Below are 23,104 nucleotides of genomic sequence, written 5' to 3' on the forward strand. Positions count from 1 at the left end.
CCCTCATTTGGATGGGGGGCGGCCTCAGGTAATTACATGCTGCCTTCCACATCATCCAGGCTGAACGTCTCGGTATGGTCGTCATACGAGAAAATCTCCGCATACCGTCCCCACGCCACCACGCTTTCCAGGGTTTTTTCTACAAAGGCTTCGGTCATCGAGTCTTCCAGCTCCTGCTCGAAGCGCACCCGTGGCGCACGATGCCCGCTGCGTTCAAGCAATACCTGATGAATGCGCGCGGCCAACGGCACGTGCCGGATCAAATGTTCGGCGAACAGGGTTTTACGCTCTTGGGTGCCGTAGTCGGCGAACAGCTTGCCGGCGTCGGTGAGGGTAATGTCGGCGCCCTTGAGTTCGGCGAAACCCAAGTGCTCAAGCATTTCGGCCACCGGGAACAAATCGTCGACTTCCAGCAGGCGCCGTTCCGCCACGGTAGGTAAGCCAGCGTGGCCGTTGTAGGGCGCGGCGGCCAGGGTTTCGATCAGGCCGGCCATCAGGTTGGTGGACACTTGCGGCAGCAGGCTGCCCATTTTTAGCTCGGGAATGCCTTTAATATCGGCGCTGCGCCGGTCGGTCATCAGCGCGTAGATGTCGTCGACCATTTGCCGGAAGGTCGGGTCCAGGCGGTTGCGCGGGTGCGCGAACGGCACTTTGATCTCGGCGACCACACGGCCGGGGTTGGACGACAACACCAGGATGCGGTCGCACATCAGCACCGCTTCTTCGATGTTGTGGGTCACGATCAGGATCGACTTGATCGGCAGCTGTTTGCCGCTCCACAAATCCAGCAGGTCGGTACGCAGGGTTTCGGCGGTGAGTACGTCCAGGGCCGAGAAGGGTTCGTCCATCAGCAGCAAGGTCGGGTTGACGACGAGGCCGCGAGCAAAGCCCACACGCTGGCGCATGCCGCCGGACAATTCGCGCGGGTAAGCGTTTTCAAAGCCGTCCAGGCCGATCAGGTCGATAGCGGCCAGGGCGCGCTTGCGGCTTTCCTTGCGCTCGACTTGCAAGGCTTGCAGGCCGGCTTCCACGTTTTCCAGCACAGTCAGCCAAGGGAATAGCGCAAAGGTCTGGAACACCATCGCCACCCCTTCAGCCGGGCCGTTCAGCGGCGCGCCGTTATACAGGACGTCGCCCGACGATGGCTGAATCAGCCCGGCGATGATACGCAGCAGCGTAGACTTGCCTGAGCCGGAGCGGCCGAGCATGCCGACAATCTCGCCTTCATGCAGGCTCAGGTCCACGCCGCAGAGCACCTGCAACTCGTCTTTGCCTTTGCCGAAGACGCGGTTGACGTTTTTCAGCGAGTAGATTTTCGGCGTATCAGCTGCGTTTTCGGTAGAGGTATTCATCACAGCGAATTCCATCAATTCAGACGAAGTTTGTTTTCAGCCAAGGCGTACATCGGCCGCCAGACCGCGCGGTTGAAGGCCACGACGAAGATCGACATCACCACCACGCCCAGCGCGATCTTTGGGAAGTCGCCGGCGGCGGTGGTCTGTGCGATGTAGGCGCCCAGCCCGTGCGCGACCACCTTGTCCTGACCCCAGGACACGTACTCGGAAACGATACTGGCGTTCCACGCGCCGCCCGACGCAGTGATGGCGCCGGTGACGTAGTACGGGAAGATCCCCGGCAGCATCACCTTGCGCCACCACAGCCAGCCGCGGATACGGAAGTTGGCGGCGGCTTCCTTGAAGTCGTTGGGAAACGCACTGGCGCCAGCGATCACGTTGAACAGGATGTACCACTGGGTGCCCAGTACGATCAGCGGGCTCAACCAGATGTCCGGGTTGAGGTGGTAATGCACGATCACGATCACGAACACCGGGAACAGCAGATTCGCCGGGAACGCGGCAAGGAACTGCGCCAGCGGTTGGATTTTTTCCGCAAGGCTGGGGCGCAAGCCGATCATCACCCCCAAAGGCACCCAGATCAGCGAGGCGATCAGGATCAGGCCGGTGACCCGCAGCAGCGTGATTAAGCCCAGTACAAACACATGGCCGACCTCGGCGACGGTCACCTCGGTGCCGACGTACAACACGATGTGATACAGCGCATACGCCGCCATCAGGGAGATAAGCGTGCCCCATGCCCAATCGATAATCTTTGAGGTGCCAGGTGTTTCCACCGGCAATGCTTTGAACGCACTGCCTGCCAGGCTGAAGCGTTTGTTGCCGAGACGGCTGATGGCGCGGGTGATCGGGCGCAGGATGCGCTGGACCACGCGGGTACGCTGGATCAGGTTGAGCACCCAGGATTGCGGCGCGGCGCTCTGGGAGGCGGTGCTTTCCATGCGGAATTTGTCGGCCCAGGCTACCAGTGGGCGAAACAGAAACTGGTCGTAGATCATGATCACCGCGACCATCGCTAGGATCACATAGCCGACGGCGTGCAGGTCTTTTTGGGCAATGGCCAGCGCCAGGTACGAGCCCACGCCCGGCAGGGTGATGGTCTTGTCGCCGACGGTGATGGCCTCGGAGGCAACCACGAAAAACCAGCCGCCGGACATGCTCATCATCATGTTCCACACCAGCCCCGGCATGGCGAAGGGTACGTCGAGCTTCCAGAACTTCTGCCAGCCGGAGAGCCGCAGGTTGGTCGATACCTCCACCAAGTCATGGGGCAGCATGCGCAGTGACTGGTAAAAGCTGAACGTCATGTTCCAGGCTTGGCTGGTGAAGATCGCAAAAATTGCCGCAAACTCGGCACCCAGTACGCGGCCGGGAAGCAGCAGCAGGAAAAACGTCACGGTAAAAGAGATGTAACCCAGCACTGGCACCGATTGCAGGATATCGAGCACTGGCACCAGCAGTTTCTCGGCGCGTCGGCTTTTGGCCGCCAGGGTGCCGTACAACAGCGTGAAAATCAGCGCTGCGACCATCGCCGCGAGCATGCGCAGGGTGGTGCGCATCGCGTACTCCGGCAGGTTGGCCGGGTCGAGGGAAATGACTTCACTTTGCAAGGTGGCGATAGGCGCCCAGGTCTCGCGGGCGGTGATGGAAAAAAACAGTAGAAAGCCGATCACCAGCGGCAGGGCGACTAAGTCCCAGCGGTTGGGCAGCAAGCGCAGCGTGGATGCCGGTATGTAGTGACGGAATACTTTTCTCATAGGCCGTGGCTCATAGGCTGTCAGTTCTGCAGCGTTCAGGTTCAGGGGCGTGATGGGCGTGAGCTTAGCTGCTGCAAGAGTGGCCCTCCGAGAGGGACGGGCGCTGTTTTCGTGAGTCAGGGGCAACGGGACGTTGCTGGCGGGATTGTACGTTTCTAAATGTTACAAGCGCATAAATTTGCTGTCAGTTTCCTGTACGAACGGCGGCTAGGCGTTGGGCCCCTCAGCCGCTGGCCCGTAACGCACACCGCAGGACATGGCTGTTTTTACCTTTGATACAAATAGCTACTTACACGCCCTGCAACGTCGGAACCCTCTTCCAGATAAATGCCAATCAGGTAACCGGACGGGTTGCACATTCAAGCCCTCTGATAATCAGCAATTGCGAATTTAATACCTGAATCTGGGAAGGTACCTATGACTAGCGTAAACACTCGGCCAGCGCCCTACACCGTTGGCTATGAACAGCCTCAGAAATCGTCGCCGATCAACTACGAAGACAGCGCGGAAGCTGTTCAAGAAAACGCTGATCAGGCCAATTCTGCGCCGCCCAACAGGCAAATGACGCCTGAACAGCGTGGTGGCTTTTCGAGTCATCGCGGCATAGTTAATCCGAATCAGGCGCAGGGCGCGCGTGCACCGGACCCGCTCGCAGAGCTGACTGAAAAAAATAACGCGCTTCACGCCAAACTCAAGGCGTTGACTGAGAAGTTCGAACCGCTTATCAAACAGCTCTACGAAAAAATAGTGGACCTGACTTCACAACTTGCGGATTCAGGCGAAGCCACTAACGATATTTCAAATCCTCAGGTTCAGGGCCGTGGTAGTGATAGTCAAAACGTTGCGCCGCCTGAAACTTCCCCTGATCAGGATGCCGTAAGCACATGGCAATCTGAGGACGTACAGCCGCCAGCAACTGCTCCGACTACACCGGATGCGCCAGTCACTCAGCCACGCCAGCCTGCGGGGCTTGATGAACTGACCCAGGCGACTGCTGCGTTCAGCAAAACACTTGACGACGTACTCGAGAAGTTCAAAACGATCATCGAAGGTTTGACTCAGGCAATTAATAATTTGATGACGCGAATCGACACTATGACCCCCCCTCAAAATCAGGCGCTTTCTGAGCCGGCGGACGGCGCCGAGTCGGCTTCGCCAGACATCGCACAGCCTGAAACTCCGGCCTCTTCACTAAACGAACGCTCGGCCCCGATGGATGCGCAAACCGCGCCGGTGAACGACGATGTGGAAGGACTCAAGTGGGAAAACGCCAGGCTTGAAGCCCAGCTTGAACAGATGGATAGCATGTTCGAGGAGACCATTGCAGGACTCCAACGACAGGTTGAATCCTTGACTCAGAGAGTTTCGCAAAAGCGCTAGGGCTCTATACGCTTCGGTGAGTGTGGGGCGACCTCACACTCATCCGCGTCAGCATCGATCTTCTATTCAAACCGCAGGATCACCCGACGGTTGTGCTTGCTCTTCTTCTCGATCTTCTCGCAGAACACCCGACCGATTTCCTCGGTGTTGATCACATGGGTGCCTCCGCATGGCTGGATATCGATCCCGGCGATTTCAATCACCCGCACTGATCCCTGAATCACTGGCGGTGCAACCGCCTGGGTGCGGGTGATCTGCAGCAGGGTTGAATACTCCGTAGCGGGCATCGACAGGGTTTTCACCGCGTGTGCCTGTTGGATCAGTGCGTTGAGGTCGCGGGTGATGCTGTCTTTGTCGAGGGTCATTTCCGGCAGATCAAAATCCAGGCGGCCTTTATCGGCGCTGATGCTGCAACCGGTGACGGGTGCATCGATGATCGAGCACAGCAAGTGCAGGCAGGTGTGCATCTTCATGTGCTGGTAGCGCCGTTCCCAGTCCAGGCCAGCGTCCACCTGCACCCCGGCGGCCAGCTGCTCGGGGCAATGTTCCACCTGATGCCAGATGATGGAACGCAGCACCGGGTCGCGTACGGTGCCGATCACGTCGACCCGCGTGCCATCGGCCAGTGTCAGGTGGCCGGTGTCTCCCGGTTGCCCGCCGCCGGTGGGGTAGAACAGCGTGTGCTCCAGCGCGACGCCGTGTTCGCTGACGGCAATCACCCGGGCGCTGAAGGCGTTCTGGTAGGGCGCGCTGTCGAACAGCGCGAGAGTTTCCATGGTGTGCACAGACATGTTCAACCTCCGACAATCAGTGGGCTGGCTTGCAACAGGTGACGCACCATTGCACTCAAGCCAGGGGGGGAAAGCAGGGTAATTTCAAATTCCGGCCCGCTGACTTTCAGGTTCAGCGGCAGGCGCGGCAACTGGTCGCCGACGTCAAGGCGGCGCAGGCGAAATTGCAGGTGATGGCGTTCTTTCACCGTGGGTTCCAGCATCAGCCCCTGCAAGGGGTGAAAGTCGGCATCCAGCACCGTGACCTTGTGGCTGGCGCTGACTTCGCCAACCACGTGCAAACGCTCATCCATGGCGAAGGCGCCCAGATAATTGCTGTGATCCGACTCGGCATTTTTTTGCAATTGAACCTGGTTGACCACTTTGACCTTGGTGCCAGCCGGCACGTCCTGGGTGATGACGCAGGAGGGGCTGATAAACACGTTGTCGCCGATCACTACATAGCCCAGCACGCGGGCACCGGAACCCACCTCGACATTATTGCCCAGGCGTGGGTGGCGCTTGCCATCCGGGTTGTTGGCGATACCTCGGGCGCCCAGGGTGACGCCGCAAAGGATGTAGCAATCGTTGCCGATCTCGCAGGTTTCGCCGATCACCGTGCCGTAGCCGTGGTCCAGCACAAAGCGTCGACCGATACGCGCTGCGGGGTGAATCTCGGCACCGGAATGGATTTTGCCCTGGTTGCTGAGCTTGAGGGCGATGCGCGAAAACAAGCCGTTGGTTTGATCGGGAAAATTCCACACCAGGTGCGCAAGGCGGTAAAACAACACGGCCTTGAACGAAGCATAGGACTCCAGGATCAACTCGCCGCGCCCGCGTGACGCCGGGTCGCGATAGGCGTAGGCGATCAAGTCTTCGGCTACCGCTTGCGCGGCGTTCTGGATCAACGGCGCCAGGTGTGGCTCCAACTGCTTCATCTGCGCAGGCGTCAAGGTCTGGATAAGGTGCGTGAGCAGCTCATCGTGCAGCTGTTGCATGTCGATAAAGCCCCCCATGGAGGCACCCCCGCATTCTGGATAGTTGGGAAACCGGTTATTCGAAACTGGGCAGATAGCTGTCAGCATTGTCGTAGACCATGGTCAACACCACCGTTTCGGGCGGCAGTTCGGGGGCGAGCTGCGCGATGGCAACCATGTTGGCGGCCGAGGACAAGCCCAGGCTGATGGCGTCGGTACGCATGATGCGTTTCATCATGTCGATGCACGCCTGGCGAGACACTTTCAGCATTCCGTCCAGCACATTCACGTTGAGAATGCTTGGGATCAAGCCAATCGACAGGCCCTGGATATGGTGCGGCGCGTGCTGGTTTTTCAGCAGGTCGCATTCTTCCGGCTCCACACCCATCACGCGCATTGCCGGCCAGGCAGCCTTGAGGGTTTCGCCGATGCCGGTGATGTGGCCGCCGGTGCCGATGCCGCTGACGAAGTAGTCCACGCGTCGCTCACCGAAGGCGCAAAGGATTTCCGGCGCGGTGGTATCGCGGTGAGTTTGCGGGTTGGCGCCGTTACGCTGTTGGTTGAGCATCACGTAACTGGGGTTTTCCAGTTGCAGTTCCATGCATTTTTCGCCGTGGGAGTTGTTCCCCAGGCGGCTGTCCGACAGCACCACCTTGGCGCCGTACAGGCGCAGCAGTTTCTGCTTTTCGGGGCTGTAGTTATCGGGAATCACCAGCACCACTTTGTAGCCCAGTACGTTACCGGCCATTACCAGGCCGATGCCGGTGTTGCCGCCGCTGGGCTCAATGATGGTCTGCCCGGAATCACGCATCAGCACGCCCCGGCGCTCTGCGTCGAGGATCATGCCCAAGGCGATGCGCGCCTTGTGGCTGCCGCCGGGGTTGAGGGATTCGAGCTTGGCGTAGACCTCGATGCCGAGGTCTTCGGAAAACTGCGCCAGACGTACAATCGGCGTACGGCCGATCACGTCGAGAATGGAGTTGTGCAACATCGGTCAGTCCCCGAATCAGTACAAAGGCATATCGGGTTCGACGTCACGCACCCAATGTTTCATGCCGCCCTGCAGGACTTTGGTGTTGGCGAAACCGGCGGCCAGCAAGGTGCTGGCCGCTTGCTCGGCGCGGGTTCCTGCGTAGCAGATCAGGTAGTGGGTATTGTCGCGGCTGAGGCTGTCGAGTTGCCCATCCAGTTCGGCCAGGGGGATATGCACTACGCCCGGCAATTTGCACACTTCAAGCTCACTGGCATCGCGCACGTCCAGCAGCACATCGGCGCTGCGGTGGTGTTCAAGCACTTGCTTGAGTACTTGCGGCTTGATGTAGCGTTCCTCGGCGAGAGAAGGTTGGCTTGGGACTGCATCGGCGCAAACCGCCGGAGCCACGGTTTCGCTGTGGCGCAATTCCGAGCAGCATGGGCAGTCGGCGCGGCGCTTGAAGCGGATTTCACTGAATTTCATCGCCAGTGCATCGAAGCGCATCAGCCGGCCGGACAATGGCTCGCCAATGCCGATCAGCAACTTGATGGCCTCAGTGGCTTGAATCATCCCGACCACTCCCGGCAGCACTCCGATCACCCCACCGGCGCTGCAGTTGGGCGCCAATTCGGCAGGCGGTGCTGAAGGAAACAGGCAGCGGTAGCACGGGCCACCTTTATAGTTGAGCACGCTGATCTGCCCGTCGAAGCGGTAGATGGCGCCATACACCAACGGTTTACCGAGCTGCACGCAGGCGTCGTTGACCAGGTAACGCGTATCGAAATTGTCGGTGCCGTCGATCACCAGGTCGTAGGCGCCCACTAGCTCCAGTGCGTTGTCGGCGTTGATTGCGGTGTTGTGCGTGTTGATCTGGATATATCGGTTGAGGTCCTGCAGGCGTTGCTTGGCTGACTCGACCTTGGGCATGCCCAGTGTGCTGTTGCCGTGGACAACCTGGCGTTGCAGGTTGCTGCTTTCTACCACATCGAAATCCACCAGGCCCAGGGTGCCGATGCCGGCCGCCGCCAGGTACAGGCTGATGGGCGAGCCCAAGCCACCGGTGCCGATGATCAATACCTTGGCTTTTTTCAGGTTCAACTGACCTTCGCGGCCAACACCTGGCAGGGTGATGTGGCGTACGTAGCGTTGTACCTCTTCGTTGCTCAGGGCGGTTTCATTGCTTAAGCCCTCGACGTCCATGCCGCCGGAGGTGGCGAGCAGCACTTCGATTTTGGCCTTTTCCGGCAAGGGCTCGTCGGCGCCGATCAGTTCTTCCTCGGCAGTGAACAGGAAGTGTTCCTTGAGCTGGTTGTTCTTCTCGTGAAACAGATGGGCACGTAACTGTGGGTGGCTGCTGCATAGGTTTTCAATGACTTCGCGCAATGTCGATCCGGTGCCCTTGAGGGTCGATTCCGGCAGCTTGGCCACGCGAACCAGAATGTCGGGGAAAGAGACAGCGTTCATGGACAACTCCGTGTGCAGGTCGTTGAAAGGTTGAAGAGCGAAATGCTTGCCATCCCAGGCAAACAGCTTTGAGCCGAGGGACTGGCCCTGGCGAACGTCCACCACCAAGTAGCTGACGGGGTAGATCGGCTCACCCAGGAACAGCGCCTTGTCCTGGTCTTCGTCACTGAAATAGGCACCGACATCCGGGTGCGAGTGATAGATCACCACCACCGGGTTATCGCTGCGAAGCGCCTTGTTCAACAGCAGGGTGTCGGCTACGGAAAAGGTGTAGCCGTTGGCCGCGCTGCGCGGGTACATCTCGGGGTTCTTGCGGTGCAACTCATTCTGGATGTTGCTGCCCAGGTACACGCTGCCGTCGGCGAAGACAAAACCACAGCACTCTTCGGGGTAGCTGCGGGTGGCGTGGGCGTAGATCTGTTCCAGGGCGGTCGGGCGGAGGACGTCCATGTTTCTCTCGCGTTGCTGGGTGAGGGGTGGGAGGGTCAATTTTTCTTGGCCAGGAGTTTTTCAACCGGCAACTTGGTGATCGCAAAACCGGCCAGCAGAATGGCTGAGTACAGCATCAAGTCGCGGGAAATTTCCACGCCTTCGTACCAGGCGCCGATGATCACTGCGAACACCGGGAAGATGATGAACACGAATGACAGGATGATCGGACTCAAGCGCTTGAGCAGCATGAAGTACACGATGAACCCGCCCACGGATGCCACCAGCCCGAGGTAAAACAGCGCGCTCCAGGAACGCAGGGTGATGTTTTCGAAGGTGGGTGTTTCAAACCATAGGCCGGCCACAAACAGCATCAGCCCGGCAATGCCAATGGGCAGCGTGTTGTAGGTGATCACACTGATGGCGCTGCCTTTTTGCTTGGTAATGACGTAGCACAAGGCATGCATGATTGCGGCGGTCAGAATCGCCAGTACCCCGAAGAACTCGGCGTGGTCCAGGTGCAGGCCCTGGCTCTTGATGATCATGTAGAGGCTGCCGAAACCGATGCCGATGCCGACCACCTGGGAAAAATAGATGCGTTCGCGCAGAAACAGCGCGGAGAAGATCAGGATAAACACCGGCATGCAGCTGAACAGCAGTGCGGTGAGGCCGGAGGATACATGCATCTCGCCGTAATTGAGCAGGTAGTACGGAACGCTGAAGTAGGACAGGGTCACGAATACAAAGAACCAGCGGCTTTCTCGCGGGAACAGGATCGGTTCGCGCCGTACCAGGGCAAAACACAGAAACAGCGGGAAGGCGATCAAGAAGCGCAGGCCCGCCGATGTCAGCGGTGGCACGCTTTCGACGGCGATCTTGATCCCCAGCCACGTGGTGCCCCAACTCAGGCACACGATAAGAAACATCATGCTGGTGACCAGGCCAGCCAACCACTGTTTCTGAGTTTTTGTTTTTGTTGTGTTTTCAAGAACGGCGGACATTGGCATCGTTTATTGCTTCCCTGAGCCGGAATTGAACTCTATATTGACTGTGTATTAAGTTGTTTCATTCGGTGATTGAACCCGTAAAAGCACACTATTAGGGCGAATGATGGCTGTCAAAACAAATATTGACATGGTGTCAATTATGCGTGAGGGGTTGTCCAGCGGTCAGGGCGTGAAGTACAAGCGCCTGTCCGATGTGATGGAGCGGGGCATCCTTGAAGGCTTGATTGAACCCGGACGAAAACTGCCGCCCCATCGGGTGCTTTCCGACAATCTGGGTGTGACCATCGGCACCATCAGCCGAGCCTACGGCGAGTTGGAGCGCCTGGGGTTAGTTGTGGCGCGTGTGGGTGACGGCACGTTCGTGCGCAAGCGTGGGATGGAGCGCCAGCGTGATGAAGGCTTTCGCAATGTCAGCGAGGAGCCACGCCATCACTTCGACATGAGCCGCAACATGCATATTCCTGGGCAAGAGACCGTGTTTCTGGCCCAGAGCTTCCAAACCTTGTCGACCAACGCCAAGTTCCTGCAGGACATCAGCGCCTACACCCCGGATGCCGGTTTGCCGCGCTACCGTGAAGCCGGTGCGCAGTGGCTGGTGCAGCGTGATTTTCACCCCATTCCCGAGCAGGTCATCTGCGTGAATGGCGGCCAGCATGGCCTGCTCTGCGCGATGATGGCGCTATTGCGGGCGGGCGATACGGTGGTCACCGAACAACTTACCTATCCTGGGCTGATCACGGCTGCGCGCATGCTGGGTGTTCGCCTGATCGGCCTGGAGATGGATGAAGAGGGCGTGCTGCCAGGCGCGCTGGATGAAGTTTGTCGTAATCATCGGGTGTCGGCGTTGTACTGCACGCCGACCATCCAGAATCCGACAACAGCAGTATTGTCGGTCGCACGCCGGGAAGCCCTGGTTAAAGTGTGCCGCGAGCACAACCTGCTGATTCTTGAAGACGAAGCCCACGGCGTCTTGGTGGAAGATCGGCCGCCGCCCCTCAGCCATTTCGCGCCTGAGCGTACGATTTTGATCAGCAGCTTGAGCAAGGCGGTGTCCGCCGGGCTGCGCGTGGGCTATGTGCATGCGCCACCGGCGCTGGTCAGCCGTATTTCAGCGGCCTTGCGCTCGACCTGCTGGATGGCCACGCCAGTGACCCTGGAACTGGCGACCCAATGGATCGAAAATGGCACGGCGGAATATCTGCTACGGCAGCAGATCAATGAGATCAGCCGTCGCAAAGCCCTGGTGCGCGACCTGCTGGCTGGACTTGAGTACCGCACCCACCTGAATAGCCCGCATTTCTGGATTGAAGTCCCTGAGCCATGGCGCGCGTCGGAAATCGAGGCCGAGCTCAAGCAGAACAATTACCTGATCGCCACCGCCGAAGCGTTTGCCGTAGGGCAGACGGCGGTGCCGCAGTTCATTCGGGCGAGTATCTGTAATACGTCGGGGGATGATCAGTTGTTGCGTGAGGGATTTGATGCGCTGGCAACGGCGTTGGGGCAGGGTGGGGGCAGGTTTCACCTGTAGATCGGTCTTTATTGGCGAGGGAGCAAGCGTCCTCGCCAATAAAGCACATAGTTCGAGGTTATTTAAAACGTCGCTCGACGCCTTTCTCCACCAGAATCTTCGCCGAAATCTCTTCCACCGAAAAATGCGTGGAATTGATATGCGCAATATTCTCGCGACGGAACAGATTTTCTACCTCGCGCACTTCGAACTCGCACTGGGCGTAGCTCGAATAGCGGCTGTTGGGCTTGCGCTCGTTACGGATGGCGGTGAGGCGGTCCGGGTCGATGGTCAGGCCGAACAGCTTGTGCTGGTGCGCGCGCAGGGCGGCTGGCAGCGTCAGGTGTTCCATGTCGTCCTCGGTCAGCGGATAGTTGGCCGCGCGGATGCCGAATTGCATGGCCATATACAGGCACGTCGGCGTCTTGCCACAGCGGGATACGCCCACCAGGATCAAATCGGCTTTGTCGTAATAGTGAGTCCGGGCGCCATCATCGTTGTCGAGTGCGAAGTTCACCGCCTCGATACGCTCCATATAGTTGGAGTTGTGCCCAATGGAATGGGACTTTCCTACGGAATAGGAGGAGTGCTCACTCAACTCTTGTTCCAGTGGTGCCAGGAACGTGGAGAAAATATCGATCATGAAACCATTGGAGGTTGCAAGGATCTCACGGATGTCTTGATTGACGATGGTGTCGAAAATGATCGGCCGAAAACCGTCTTTTTCAGCCGCCAGATTGATTTGTTGTACCATGGCCCGCGCTTTATCCACGCTGTCTATATAAGGCCGCGTAAATTTGGCGAAGGTAATGTTTTCGAACTGCGCGAGCAGGCTCTGGCCCAATGTTTCGGCTGTGATGCCGGTGCCGTCGGAGATAAAGAAAGCAGATCGTTTCATTTGAGCCCTGGGCCTTAAGCTGATGGCGAATCTTGGATATGATAGGCGCGATTTTGCCGTCCCGCAGTGGGCCGCATTCTCACTTATTTTCCAGGTCCAGGCCACAAGCGCTGGCGTTTGCTCTTACTGAGCTGCCAGCGTCCTGAGCTTTTCCAACACAGAAAGTGGAGAGATCACCTTGGTAGAGTACGTAGTTTCCCTCGATAAGCTCGGCGTCCATGATGTAGAGCATGTGGGGGGCAAGAACGCATCCCTCGGCGAGATGATCAGTAATCTTGCAGGCGCTGGTGTCTCGGTGCCTGGTGGTTTCGCCACCACGGCCCAGGCATACCGCGATTTCCTCGAACTGAGCGGCCTCAATGCTCAGATCCACGCCGCGCTGGACGCCTTGGACGTCGATGACGTGAATGCCCTGGCCAAGACCGGTGCCCAGATCCGTAAGTGGATCATGGAAGCCGAGTTCCCCGAGAAGCTCAACGAAGAAATCCGCACCGCCTTCGCCACGCTGTCGACGGGTAACCCCGACATGGCCGTCGCCGTGCGCTCCTCGGCCACCGCCGAAGACTTGCCGGACGCTTCCTTTGCCGGCCAGCAGGAAACCTTCCTGAATATCCGCGGCGTTGAAAACGTCATCCGCGCCGCCAAGGAAGTGTTCGCCTCGCTGTTCAACGATCGCGCTATTTCCTACCGTGTACACCAGGGGTTTGACCATAAGCTGGTGGCTTTGTCTGCCGGTGTACAGCGTATGGTGCGTTCGGAAACCGGCACTGCCGGCGTGATGTTCACCCTGGACACCGAATCGGGTTTCCGTGACGTGGTGTTTATCACCGGCGCCTACGGCCTGGGTGAAACCGTCGTACAAGGCGCGGTCAACCCGGACGAATTCTATGTACACAAGCACACGCTTGAGGCTGGCCGCCCGGCGATCCTGCGCCGCAATCTGGGCAGCAAGGCGATCAAGATGATCTACGGCGACGAGGCCAAGGCCGGTCGCTCGGTAAAAACCGTTGAAGTCGACAAGGCCGAGCGTGCGCGTTTCTGCCTGACCGACGCTGAAGTCAGCGAACTGGCCAAACAGGCGATGATCATCGAAAAGCACTACAAGTGCCCGATGGACATCGAATGGGCCAAGGACGGTGACGACGGCAAGCTGTATATCGTGCAGGCGCGCCCCGAAACCGTGAAGAGCCGCACCTCGGCCAATGTCATGGAACGCTACCTGCTCAAGGAAACCGGCACCGTGCTGGTGGAAGGTCGCGCCATTGGCCAGCGCATCGGCGCGGGTAAGGTGCGGATCATCAAGGACGTGTCCGAGATGGACAAAGTCCAGCCCGGCGACGTGCTGGTCTCCGACATGACCGACCCAGACTGGGAACCCGTGATGAAACGCGCCAGCGCCATCGTCACCAACCGTGGCGGGCGAACCTGTCACGCGGCGATCATCGCCCGTGAACTGGGGATTCCTGCAGTTGTCGGTTGCGGCAACGCCACCCAACTGTTGAAAGACGGCCAAGGCGTGACGGTTTCCTGTGCTGAAGGCGACACCGGTTTTATCTTTGAAGGTGAACTGGGCTTCGACATCAAGCAAAACTCCATCGACGCCATGCCCGACCTACCGTTCAAAATCATGATGAACGTCGGCAACCCGGATCGCGCCTTCGATTTTGCACAGTTGCCTAACGCCGGTGTGGGTCTGGCCCGCCTGGAGTTCATCATCAACCGCATGATCGGCGTGCACCCCAAAGCCCTGCTGAACTACGACGGTCTGCCGTCGGAGATCAAGGAAAGCGTCGACAAGCGTATCGCCGGGTACAGCGACCCGGTGGGTTTCTACGTCGAGAAGCTGGTGGAAGGTATCAGCACCCTGGCGGCGGCCTTTTACCCGAAAAAGGTCATTGTGCGCCTGTCGGACTTCAAGTCCAACGAATACGCCAACCTGATCGGCGGCAAACTCTACGAACCAGAAGAAGAAAACCCGATGCTGGGTTTCCGTGGCGCCTCGCGTTACATCAGCGAAGCGTTCCGTGACTGCTTCGAACTCGAGTGCCGCGCCCTCAAGCGCGTGCGCAACGAAATGGGTCTGACTAACGTCGAAATCATGGTGCCGTTCGTCCGCACTTTGGGTGAGGCGAGTCAGGTCGTCGACTTGCTGGCCGAAAATGGCCTGAGCCGCGGTGAAAACGGCTTGCGCGTCATCATGATGTGCGAATTGCCGTCCAACGCCATCCTGGCCGACGAGTTTCTGGAGTTCTTCGACGGTTTCTCCATCGGTTCCAACGACCTGACCCAGCTGACTCTGGGCCTGGACCGTGACTCGGGGATCATCGCGCATCTGTTCGACGAGCGTAATCCTGCGGTGAAGAAGCTGCTGGCCAACGCCATCCAAGCCTGTAACAAGGCCGGCAAGTACATCGGCATCTGCGGCCAAGGCCCTTCCGACCACCCGGACCTGGCCAAATGGCTGATGGAACAGGGCATCGAAAGCGTCTCGCTGAACCCTGACTCCGTGCTGGAAACCTGGTTCTTCCTGGCAGAAGGCCAGGCGTCCGCCTAAGGTCGATACGTCAAAAGTGCCGGTCACTCGTCAAGGGTGACCGGCATTCTTATCTGTGCAGGGCGGAACTCCTTCCGGACGCCGCCCTTTTTTGTGCAAGAGCATTATGCAAAGCAGCAGCAACCTATTTCCCGTCGCCCTGATCAGTGCTGAACGTCGCGGCGATCTGAGTGAAGATGTGTACCGCCTCAAACCCGGCAACAGCCCTGACGGCACCGTCGAGCTGGCCGTGACGCGTTTGGGCCTGGCTGATGTCCCGGAAAGCCGGGGCACGCCGGTTATTTTGTTGCACGGTAGTTTTTCCAACCGGCGCTTCTGGTACTCGCCCAAAGGCATTGGCCTTGGGGCTTACCTGGCGCGCCGAGGATTTGATGTGTGGATCCCGGAAATGCGCGGGCATGGTTTGTCCAAGCGCAATAAGGACTACGCGAGGAATCGCGTCGCCGACTACGCGCGTTACGACTTACCGGCCATCGGCGCGTTTGTGCGTGAGCAAAGTGCACAAATTCCACACTGGATTGGTCATTCGCTGGGAGGCACCGCGCTGGCCGCGGCATTGGGCGGTCAGCACCTTGGTTCGCCGGCAGTGGCCTCGGTGGCGCTGTTTGGCTGTCAGGTCAGCCGTACCCACTGGCCGTTGAAAATCCCACCGGTGGAGTGGACCGGCCGTTTACTCTTGAAACGCTTCGGCGAGGTGTCGGGCGTACGGCTCAAACGTGGTCCTGAGGACGAGCCTGCAGGCGTAATGATCGAAGCCCTGCGTTGGAACGGCCTGTTCGGTCGGTTCGGCGATGGCAAGCAGGACTGGTGGAAAGGTCTCGCAGAGGTCGATGTGCCGTTGCTGGCGGTGAGCGCGGCCGGAGACCAGCAGGATCCCGCATGGGCGTGCCGCAAGCTGTTTGAGCAAGTCGGCTCCGAGCATCGCCAGTACCTGTGCCTGGGGCGCCAGCAGGGCTTTAGCGGAGATTTCGGGCATGTCGAGATGCTGGTCAGCAAAGCGGCCCAGGCGCAAGTGTGGCCTTTGGTAGAGCGCTGGTTGAAAGATCCGCTGACACCTCTAGCCGGGGCGCAGCCTCAGGTCCTTGAGGCGGTTTGACTAAGCGCTCTACCAAGGGCGTTTCACTCGTGTGTGGTTGCGGCTAAGATATGACGCGTTAAACGCATCTGGTCATATTCAGTCGCGCAGTGGTTGTTGCGTTTCGATGAGATGGGTCTGATCATGACCGCCGTCGATGGGCAAGCACTTAAAGAATGCCTATTGCGATGCGTTTTTCTGATGTACACCGTGGGATGTTCGACCTCTTTCTTAACGACAGGAGTTTCTCGATGAACCATTACGTGACGCCCGACCTGTGCGACGCCTACCCGGACCTGGTGCAGGTGGTTGAGCCGATGTTCAGTAATTTCGGCGGCCGAGACTCCTTTGGCGGTGAAATCGTCACCATCAAATGTTTTGAAGACAACTCCCTGGTCAAGGAACAGGCCGACCAGCCAGGCGCCGGCAAGGTGTTAGTGGTCGACGGCGGTGGTTCCCTGCGGCGCGCATTGCTGGGCGACATGATCGCCGAGAAGGCCGCAAAAAATGGTTGGGAGGGACTGATGATTTACGGCTGCATCCGTGATGTCGATGTCATCGCCCAAACGGACCTCGGCGTACAGGCGCTCGCTTCGCACCCGATGAAAACCGACAAGCGCGGTATTGGCGACCTGAATGTGGTAGTGACCTTCGCCGGCGTGACGTTCCGCCCGGGTGAATACATCTATGCGGACAATAATGGCGTGATCGTCTCGCCAAGCCCGCTAAAAATGCCTGAATAAACCGCGGTAACCGATAGGGGTGAGGATGTTCGAGGAAGAAAACGCGCAGTGGGGGCTTGTGCATGCCCTGGTGCTGGACGGTAAAGGCGGCGCGCGTTCGATTGCCCGGACTGAGCTCGACGACTTGCAGCTACAACCCCAGGAAAGCCTGTGGCTGCATTGGGATCGCAGCCATCCGCAAACCCAGACCTGGTTGCGCAAGTCCAGCGGCTTGAGCGAGTTCGCCTGTGACTTGCTGCTGGAGGAAAACACCCGTCCGCGGCTGTTGCCGCTGACGGATGGCGAATTGCTGCTATTCCTGCGGGGGGTCAACCTCAACCCAGGCGCGGAGCCGGAAGACATGGTGTCGGTGCGCATCTTTGCTGCGGCCAGCCGTGTGATTTCCCTGCGCCTGCGACCGCTGCGCGCGACCGATGAGCTGCTGGTGCAATTGGCAGACGGCAAAGGGCCAAAATCCGCGTCCGAACTCATTCTCTATATGGCTCAGTACCTGACCAACAAAGTGCAGGATCTGGTCACCGATCTGTCCGAAATCGTCGACGTTGAAGAAGAAAAACTTGATACCGACGAACGGTATACTCCGGAGCATGGCAGCGTTTTGCAGATCCGTCGGCGAGCGGCAGGGCTCAAACGTTTTCTGGCCCCCCAGCGGGATATTTTTGCCCAGCTCACACGGATCAAACTGCCGTGGTTCTGTGACGACGACGCCGACTATTGGAATGAATTACACAACAGCCTGACGCGCTATCTGGAAGAGCTCGAACTGGCCAGGGAGCGCGTGGGGCTTGTGCTTGAGGCTGAAGACCGACGCTTGAGCGTGCGTATGAATCGCACCATGTACCGTTTCGGGATCATCACCGGGATCTTCCTTCCGATGAGCTTTCTCACCGGTTTGCTGGGTATAAATGTGGGCGGAATTCCGTTCTCCGCCAGCCCTTATGGGTTCGTGATTGCGTGCCTGATGATGGTCGCTGTCGCACTGGGGCAATGGTGGCTGTTTCGACGATTGCGCTGGGTTTGACCTGAATATGAGCTGAACGTACGACGGGGTTCATGTGACCCCAAGAATTTAACCCTCGTCTTTTAAAACACTAGCGAGAGGTCTTTTATGCACGATCCGTTCGAACAGTCTTTACGTGACATGCTCAATGCTTCGCCGTCCAACCGTGACGACGATGCTTGCCTTGGTCGCGTGTTGAAAACCGCCAACCGTCAGGTAGGAGCGGGTGACCTGTTCGGTCTGCTCGGTCGTTGGTTGCCGGCGTTGATGATGGCCCTGAACAATGGTTCGGCCCACGTATCGCCGGTGTCCCGTCGTAAATCTCTTGCTCGCACTGCTGATAAGGCTGATTGAATATGGAACTTGATCTCTGGACCCAGAGCCTGGTCACTGCGATGACCGCATTGTGGACCAAGGTGGCGAACTTCATTCCAAACCTGTTTGGTGCCCTGGTCTTGGTGCTGCTGGGTTTTGTCGTGGCAAAATTGCTCGACACCTTGCTGTCCAAATTACTCGCAAAACTCGGCCTGGACCGCTTGATGGCAGGCACCGGCCTGACCAAGCTACTGGGCCGCGCCGGGTTGCAAGTGCCGATCTCGACCTTGATCGGGAAGATCGTCTACTGGTTCGTTCTACTTATTTTTCTTGTTTCTGCAGCTCAATCCCTTGGACTTGAGCGAGTTTCAGCTACGCTCGACATGCTGGCACTGTACTTGCCGAAAGTTTTCGGCGGCGCGTTGGTGCTGCTGGTAGGCGTTTTACTGGCGCAGCTGGCCAATGGGCTGGTGCGCGGGGCCGCTGAAGGTGTGGGGCTGGATTATGCTGCGGGCCTGGGACGAATCGCCCAGGGCCTGGTAATTATCATCAGTATTTCGGTCGCGATCAGCCAGTTGGAGGTCAAAACTGACCTGCTCAACCACGTGATCGTGATTGTTTTGATTACCGTTGGTCTGGCCGTTGCGCTGGCCATGGGCTTGGGAAGCCGGGAAATTGCCGGTCAGATTCTTGCGGGAATCTATGTGCGTGAGTTGTATCAGGTTGGGCAACAGGTGCGTGTGGGCGAGGTCGAAGGGCAAATCGAGGAGATCGGAACCGTGAAAACGACGGTGCTGACCGATGACGGTGACCTGGTGTCGCTGTCCAACCGGATTCTCCTCGAGCAGCAGGTCAGTAGCCGCTAACCCGGCAAACCCTGCTAATGTACGCCGCCGCAAACCCGGCTGACCGGGTTGTAGCGGACATTGACCTGACTGTCGGCACGACTTGTTTTGAATAAAGCCCAAACGCTGTCCACGCGCTATGACCCCCGTGAGCTCTCTGATGAGGAGTTGGTCGCGCGCGCGCACACGGAGCTGTTTCACGTAACACGCGCGTACGAAGAGTTGATGCGCAGATATCAACGCACTCTGTTCAACGTTTGTTCAAGGTATTTAGGGAACGATAGAGATGCGGATGATGTCTGTCAGGAAGTGATGCTAAAGGTGCTGTACGGTCTGAAGAACTTTGAGGGCAAATCGAAGTTCAAAACGTGGCTATACAGCATCACGTACAACGAGTGCATCACGCAGTATCGGAAGGAACGGCGCAAGCGTCGCTTGATGGACGCTTTGAGTCTGGACCCCCTTGAGGAAGCGTCTGAAGAAAAGGCGCCGACACCCGAGGAGAAGGGCGGACTCGATCGCTGGTTGGTGCATGTGAATCCAATTGACCGTGAAATTCTGGTGCTACGATTTGTCGCAGAGCTCGAGTTTCAGGAAATTGCTGACATCATGCACATGGGTTTGAGTGCTACAAAAATGCGTTACAAACGTGCTCTTGATAAATTACGTGAGAAATTTGCGGGCGAGACTGAAACTTAGTGCGTGGCAAATATCTCTTACGTGTAGGCAAGTTCTGTTAGACTTGCCGCCGAGTTGTCCCCCGGTTTGTGGGACTGCTTTACAATCACCAGATGGGGATTTAACGGATGAAACTGAAAAACACCTTGGGCTTGGCCATTGGTACTCTTATTGCCGCTACTTCTTTCGGCGCACTGGCACAAGGCCAAGGCGCAGTTGAAGGCCAGCTGTTCTACAAAAAGCAGTTCAACGATAGCGTCAAGCACATCGAAGACGGCTACAACCCTGGCGCCAGCATCGGTTACTTCATTACCGACGACGTGTCGGTTAACCTGAACTACGACACCACCAACCACACCCGTTCGAACGACGGTACTGGTAACCAGAAGATCAAAGGTGACACTGGCAGCGTGACTGCTCAGTACCACTTCGGTCAGGCCGGTGTTGACTCCCTGCGTCCATACGTAGAAGGTGGTTTCGGTCACCAGAGCCGTACCAACGTTAAAGCCGACGGCCACAGCGGTCGCGACCAGTCGACTCTGGCTATCGCTGGCGCTGGTGTGAAGTACTACTTCACCAACAACCTGTTCGCACGTGCCGGTGTTGAGTCTGACTACAACCTGGACAACGGCAAGTGGGATTACTCCGCACTGGTTGGCCTGGGCGTAAACTTCGGCGGTAACGCTGGCGCAGTAGCTCCAGCTCCTACCCCAGCACCAGCTCCAGAGCCAGTTCCAGAGCCAGAAGCTCCGGTTGCTCAGGTTGTTCGTGTTGAGCTGGACGTTAAGTTCGACTTCGACAAGTCGGTTGTTAAGCCTAACAGCTACGGCGACGTGAAAAACCTGGCCGACTTCATGGCTCAGTACCCAGCTACCAACGTAGAAGTTGCTGGTCACACTGACTCCATCGGTCCAGACGCTTACAACCAGAAGCTGTCCCAGCGTCGTGCTGACGCTGTTAAGCAAGTCCTGGTTAAAGACGGCGTTCAGCCTAGCCGCATCACCGCGGTAGGTTACGGCGAATCCCGCCCAGTTGCTGATAACGCAACTGAAGCTGGTCGCGCTGTTAACCGTCGCGTAGAAGCGTCGGTTGAAGCTCAAGCTCAGTAATTACTGAGTGGTAGAAAAAAGCCCGGCTTAGGCCGGGCTTTTTTTCGTCTGCAATTTGTCTCAAGTGCTGGCTGACACCGCAACCCGGGCCGCCTGATCAGTGGCGGCAACACGGCCGATCACCAGAATCGCCGGGCTCTTCAACGCAAACGCCTGCGCATCCGTATGCGTGTGTGCCAGTGCGCTGCGGCATTCGCGCTGCTGGGGCAGCGATGCATTTTCGATCATCGCAACCGGCATATCCGCTGCCACAGCGCCTCTTCGCCGCCCCGGCAGAAAATACACGGGTCGCCGCCTTTAAGCCGCACCACGCACTTGCCTAGTCGTGCATAACGCCGGATCAAATGGTGGATGAAATCCTGGGGTGTTGACCGGCAACCACCGCGCACTGCCGTTTGTCCAGGCCAGCGCATTATTCACCGGGTTGTTGCCGGCCGAATCGTTCATCAACACCTACCTTTTCTTTCAAAAAAAAGCGCCGCTCCCTCGCATGGCAATACAAGCCATTGAGGGTAACGACGCCTTTGTCCGTAAGCCTGCTCCGACGTTGGAGCGGCTCTCATGCAGAGTCGTTAACAAAGCACATGCCACGGGCAAACAGGCTCGGCCATCGTCAGCTTTTCATCAAGATTGAAACTCGCCAGCCTTTCAGTATGGCCGCCTCTTCGCGCCAGATAGGCAGGAACACCTACGGTGACTATCAATTCCCCAGCCATGATCAGCCGCCGAGGGCTGCATCGCTGGCTGCTGTGCTTTGCACTGTTGCTGGCAATCGCTCCCGCCTTGGGTGAGCGCTACCAGGCGCGGGATGAAAGCTTGCACACCTTTTTTACCGCACTGTCGGTGCCGTTGGGCGTGCCCGTCGTGGTCAGCCGCGAGGTCGCGCGCAGGACCCTTTCTGGGGCATTCGACTTGGGGGCGGCGCAGCAAACCCTGGAGGTGGTCGCCGAGCAGCATGGCCTGATCTGGTACAGCGACGGGCAGGTGCTTTACCTCTATGCCGCTGGTGAGGCAAAAAGCTCGGCGGTGGCGTTGCGGCATATTTCGGTCGACAGGCTGCGTGGGTTCATGCGCCGTTCGGGACTTGATGAATCACGCTATCCGCTCAGGGAAAGCGGGGAGCGGACATTCTATGTGTCCGGGCCGCCTAACTACGTGGACCAAGTGTTGCACCTGGCCCAACTGATGGACAGGCAGCGCACCGAGGTGCGCGTGGGCACCCAGACCTTCGGCGTGGTGCAGGTGTTCAACACCGACGTGGCCGATCGTCAGTACGTCATCGGCGGCGACAAGGTCAACGTGGCGGGCATGGCCTCGATGATCGAAGCCGTGTTGGCCAGCGAGCAGAAGAACGGCACGCAGCGCCCCGTGAGTTTGCTGGCCGACAAGAGCCTGGTGGTGATTGCTTATCCGGACTCCAACAGCTTGCTGATCAAGGGCAAGCCGGCGCAGGTGAAGGTGATCGAGGAACTGGTGGCGGAGCTTGATAAGCCCAAGCGGCCGATTGAGGTATCGCTATGGCAGGTCGACATGGAGCGTAGCGAATTCGAGAAGATGGGCGCGGCCTGGGCTCAGGAAACACACACTGAGGCTTTCATGACGCGCGTGCTGGAGCCTTTGGACGATAACCGCCTGATGGCACAGCTCGGTGTGTTGGAGCGCCGGCGCAAAGCCAGGATCGTTGCGTTTCCAGTGATCCTTACCCAAGAGAATGTTCCGGCAGTTTTCCAGGATAACCATACGTTCTACCTGCCCGGTTCCGGTGGCGACAGCCGTGAGTGGCAGCCCGTGCGGTATGGCACCGAAGCCAGTGTGCTACCGCGCTTTGTCGAGTCGAATCAGATCGAAATGCAACTGACCATTGAGGACGATCGTCAGATGGATAACACGCTCAAGCGTGGTTCGGCAGGGGCCGTGGGGCGAGTAGGCATCAGCACGGTGGTGCGTGTGCCTCCGGGCAGGCGTCTTTGGTTGGGCGGTTTTCGACGTGAGGGCCAAGGGCTAGGCCGCAGTCGACGAGCAGAGGTCCGGATGTTTGTCATCCAGGCGCGAGCGGTTGGCCATGAGATCAAGATGCTCGCCGGTGCCGTCGGGCCGCCGCCATTAACGCAAAGCCAGTATGAGCAGGTGCAACGCGCGTTTGTACGTGAAAACCGTGACGCGCGTGAATGAACGGGCCACTAGACACGTGTCTGAGCGATTGCCTGAACGTGTGCTGTGCGTGCTGGCGAAAAGTCCTACGAGGTACGTGCCGAAAGCCTGGCTTAC

19 protein-coding genes and 1 pseudogene are annotated in these 23,104 nt (G+C 58.3%); 11 read left to right on the forward strand and 9 right to left on the reverse strand.

All coding sequences use genetic code 11. The annotated features are described in order from the left end of the window. Positions 1-32: 32 nt before the first annotated feature. Positions 33-1,352 (reverse strand): ABC transporter ATP-binding protein, encoded by a 1,320-nt coding sequence (locus tag FW764_RS03405; protein ID WP_446432757.1) that lies wholly within the window; start codon positions 1,350-1,352, stop codon positions 33-35. Positions 1,353-1,366: 14 nt separating this feature from the next. Next, positions 1,367-3,112 carry an ABC transporter permease gene (locus tag FW764_RS03410; protein ID WP_446432758.1) on the reverse strand — a complete coding sequence of 582 codons (1,746 nt, stop codon included), beginning with the start codon at positions 3,110-3,112 and terminating at the stop codon, positions 1,367-1,369. A gap of 417 nt (positions 3,113-3,529) precedes the next feature. Between FW764_RS03410 and FW764_RS03415 the strand changes: the two genes are divergently transcribed. Continuing rightward, the gene (locus tag FW764_RS03415; RefSeq protein WP_446432759.1) at positions 3,530-4,492 is read left to right on the forward strand and encodes a hypothetical protein; all 963 of its coding nucleotides are present in this window, start codon (positions 3,530-3,532) and stop codon (positions 4,490-4,492) included. 62 nt (positions 4,493-4,554) lie between these two features. On the opposite strand, the gene FW764_RS03420 is transcribed toward FW764_RS03415, so the two are convergent. The 5 genes from FW764_RS03420 to FW764_RS03440 are packed head-to-tail and all read right to left on the reverse strand — an operon-like array spanning position 4,555 to position 10,055. Further along, a complete protein-coding gene (locus tag FW764_RS03420; RefSeq protein ID WP_446432760.1) occupies positions 4,555-5,283 on the reverse strand; it encodes an alanyl-tRNA editing protein in 729 nt (242 codons plus the stop codon). Between the two features lie 2 nt (positions 5,284-5,285). Beyond that, on the reverse strand, positions 5,286-6,278 hold the full coding sequence (locus FW764_RS03425; protein WP_446432761.1) for a serine O-acetyltransferase: 993 nt from the start codon (positions 6,276-6,278) through the stop codon (positions 5,286-5,288). 37 nt (positions 6,279-6,315) lie between these two features. Further along, positions 6,316-7,230 carry a PLP-dependent cysteine synthase family protein gene (locus FW764_RS03430; RefSeq protein WP_446432762.1) on the reverse strand — a complete coding sequence of 305 codons (915 nt, stop codon included), beginning with the start codon at positions 7,228-7,230 and terminating at the stop codon, positions 6,316-6,318. 15 nt (positions 7,231-7,245) lie between these two features. Then, complete coding sequence (gene moeB / locus FW764_RS03435; protein WP_446432763.1) at positions 7,246-9,126, reverse strand: molybdopterin-synthase adenylyltransferase MoeB; 1,881 nt, start codon at positions 9,124-9,126, stop codon at positions 7,246-7,248. 35 nt (positions 9,127-9,161) lie between these two features. After that, on the reverse strand, positions 9,162-10,055 hold the full coding sequence (locus FW764_RS03440) for a DMT family transporter (RefSeq protein WP_176462902.1): 894 nt from the start codon (positions 10,053-10,055) through the stop codon (positions 9,162-9,164). Positions 10,056-10,215: 160 nt separating this feature from the next. Here FW764_RS03440 and FW764_RS03445 point away from each other — a divergent pair, with 160 nt between their 5' ends. Further along, positions 10,216-11,640 carry an aminotransferase-like domain-containing protein gene (locus FW764_RS03445; protein ID WP_446432764.1) on the forward strand — a complete coding sequence of 475 codons (1,425 nt, stop codon included), beginning with the start codon at positions 10,216-10,218 and terminating at the stop codon, positions 11,638-11,640. Positions 11,641-11,698: 58 nt separating this feature from the next. Here FW764_RS03445 and ppsR read toward each other — a convergent pair whose 3' ends face one another. After that, positions 11,699-12,517: a posphoenolpyruvate synthetase regulatory kinase/phosphorylase PpsR gene (gene ppsR / locus FW764_RS03450; protein WP_058412273.1), complete on the reverse strand. Its 819-nt coding sequence runs from the start codon at positions 12,515-12,517 to the stop codon at positions 11,699-11,701. Positions 12,518-12,695: 178 nt separating this feature from the next. Between ppsR and ppsA the strand changes: the two genes are divergently transcribed. The 8 genes from ppsA to FW764_RS03490 all read left to right on the forward strand — a co-directional run bounded on the left by ppsA (position 12,696) and on the right by FW764_RS03490 (position 20,836). Beyond that, on the forward strand, positions 12,696-15,071 hold the full coding sequence (gene ppsA, locus FW764_RS03455; protein WP_446432765.1) for a phosphoenolpyruvate synthase: 2,376 nt from the start codon (positions 12,696-12,698) through the stop codon (positions 15,069-15,071). 106 nt (positions 15,072-15,177) lie between these two features. Continuing rightward, positions 15,178-16,167, forward strand: coding sequence for an alpha/beta fold hydrolase (locus tag FW764_RS03460; protein ID WP_446432766.1), 990 nt, complete (start codon positions 15,178-15,180; stop codon positions 16,165-16,167). 230 nt (positions 16,168-16,397) lie between these two features. Further along, complete coding sequence (gene rraA / locus FW764_RS03465) at positions 16,398-16,889, forward strand: ribonuclease E activity regulator RraA (protein ID WP_446432767.1); 492 nt, start codon at positions 16,398-16,400, stop codon at positions 16,887-16,889. Between the two features lie 25 nt (positions 16,890-16,914). Beyond that, complete coding sequence (locus tag FW764_RS03470; protein WP_446432768.1) at positions 16,915-17,910, forward strand: zinc transporter ZntB; 996 nt, start codon at positions 16,915-16,917, stop codon at positions 17,908-17,910. 87 nt (positions 17,911-17,997) lie between these two features. Beyond that, positions 17,998-18,243 carry a CrfX protein gene (locus FW764_RS03475; RefSeq protein ID WP_411392141.1) on the forward strand — a complete coding sequence of 82 codons (246 nt, stop codon included), beginning with the start codon at positions 17,998-18,000 and terminating at the stop codon, positions 18,241-18,243. 2 nt (positions 18,244-18,245) lie between these two features. Then, the gene (locus tag FW764_RS03480) at positions 18,246-19,070 is read left to right on the forward strand and encodes a mechanosensitive ion channel family protein (protein ID WP_003175519.1); all 825 of its coding nucleotides are present in this window, start codon (positions 18,246-18,248) and stop codon (positions 19,068-19,070) included. Between the two features lie 87 nt (positions 19,071-19,157). Next, positions 19,158-19,748 carry an RNA polymerase sigma factor SigX gene (gene sigX / locus FW764_RS03485; RefSeq protein ID WP_083357325.1) on the forward strand — a complete coding sequence of 197 codons (591 nt, stop codon included), beginning with the start codon at positions 19,158-19,160 and terminating at the stop codon, positions 19,746-19,748. A 107-nt stretch (positions 19,749-19,855) separates the two neighbouring features. Beyond that, positions 19,856-20,836, forward strand: a complete 981-nt coding sequence (locus tag FW764_RS03490; RefSeq protein WP_083357326.1) for an OmpA family protein — start codon at positions 19,856-19,858, stop codon at positions 20,834-20,836. Between the two features lie 60 nt (positions 20,837-20,896). On the opposite strand, the pseudogene FW764_RS03495 reads toward FW764_RS03490, so the two are convergent. Continuing rightward, positions 20,897-21,222, reverse strand: a pseudogene (locus FW764_RS03495) (SAM-dependent methyltransferase); the annotation flags it as partial. 307 nt (positions 21,223-21,529) lie between these two features. Between FW764_RS03495 and sctC the strand changes: the two are divergent. Then, positions 21,530-23,008, forward strand: coding sequence for a type III secretion system outer membrane ring subunit SctC (sctC, locus tag FW764_RS03500; RefSeq protein ID WP_446432769.1), 1,479 nt, complete (start codon positions 21,530-21,532; stop codon positions 23,006-23,008). Positions 23,009-23,104 lie beyond the last annotated feature (96 nt).

The organism is Pseudomonas sp. 1152_12 (assembly GCF_052850675.1).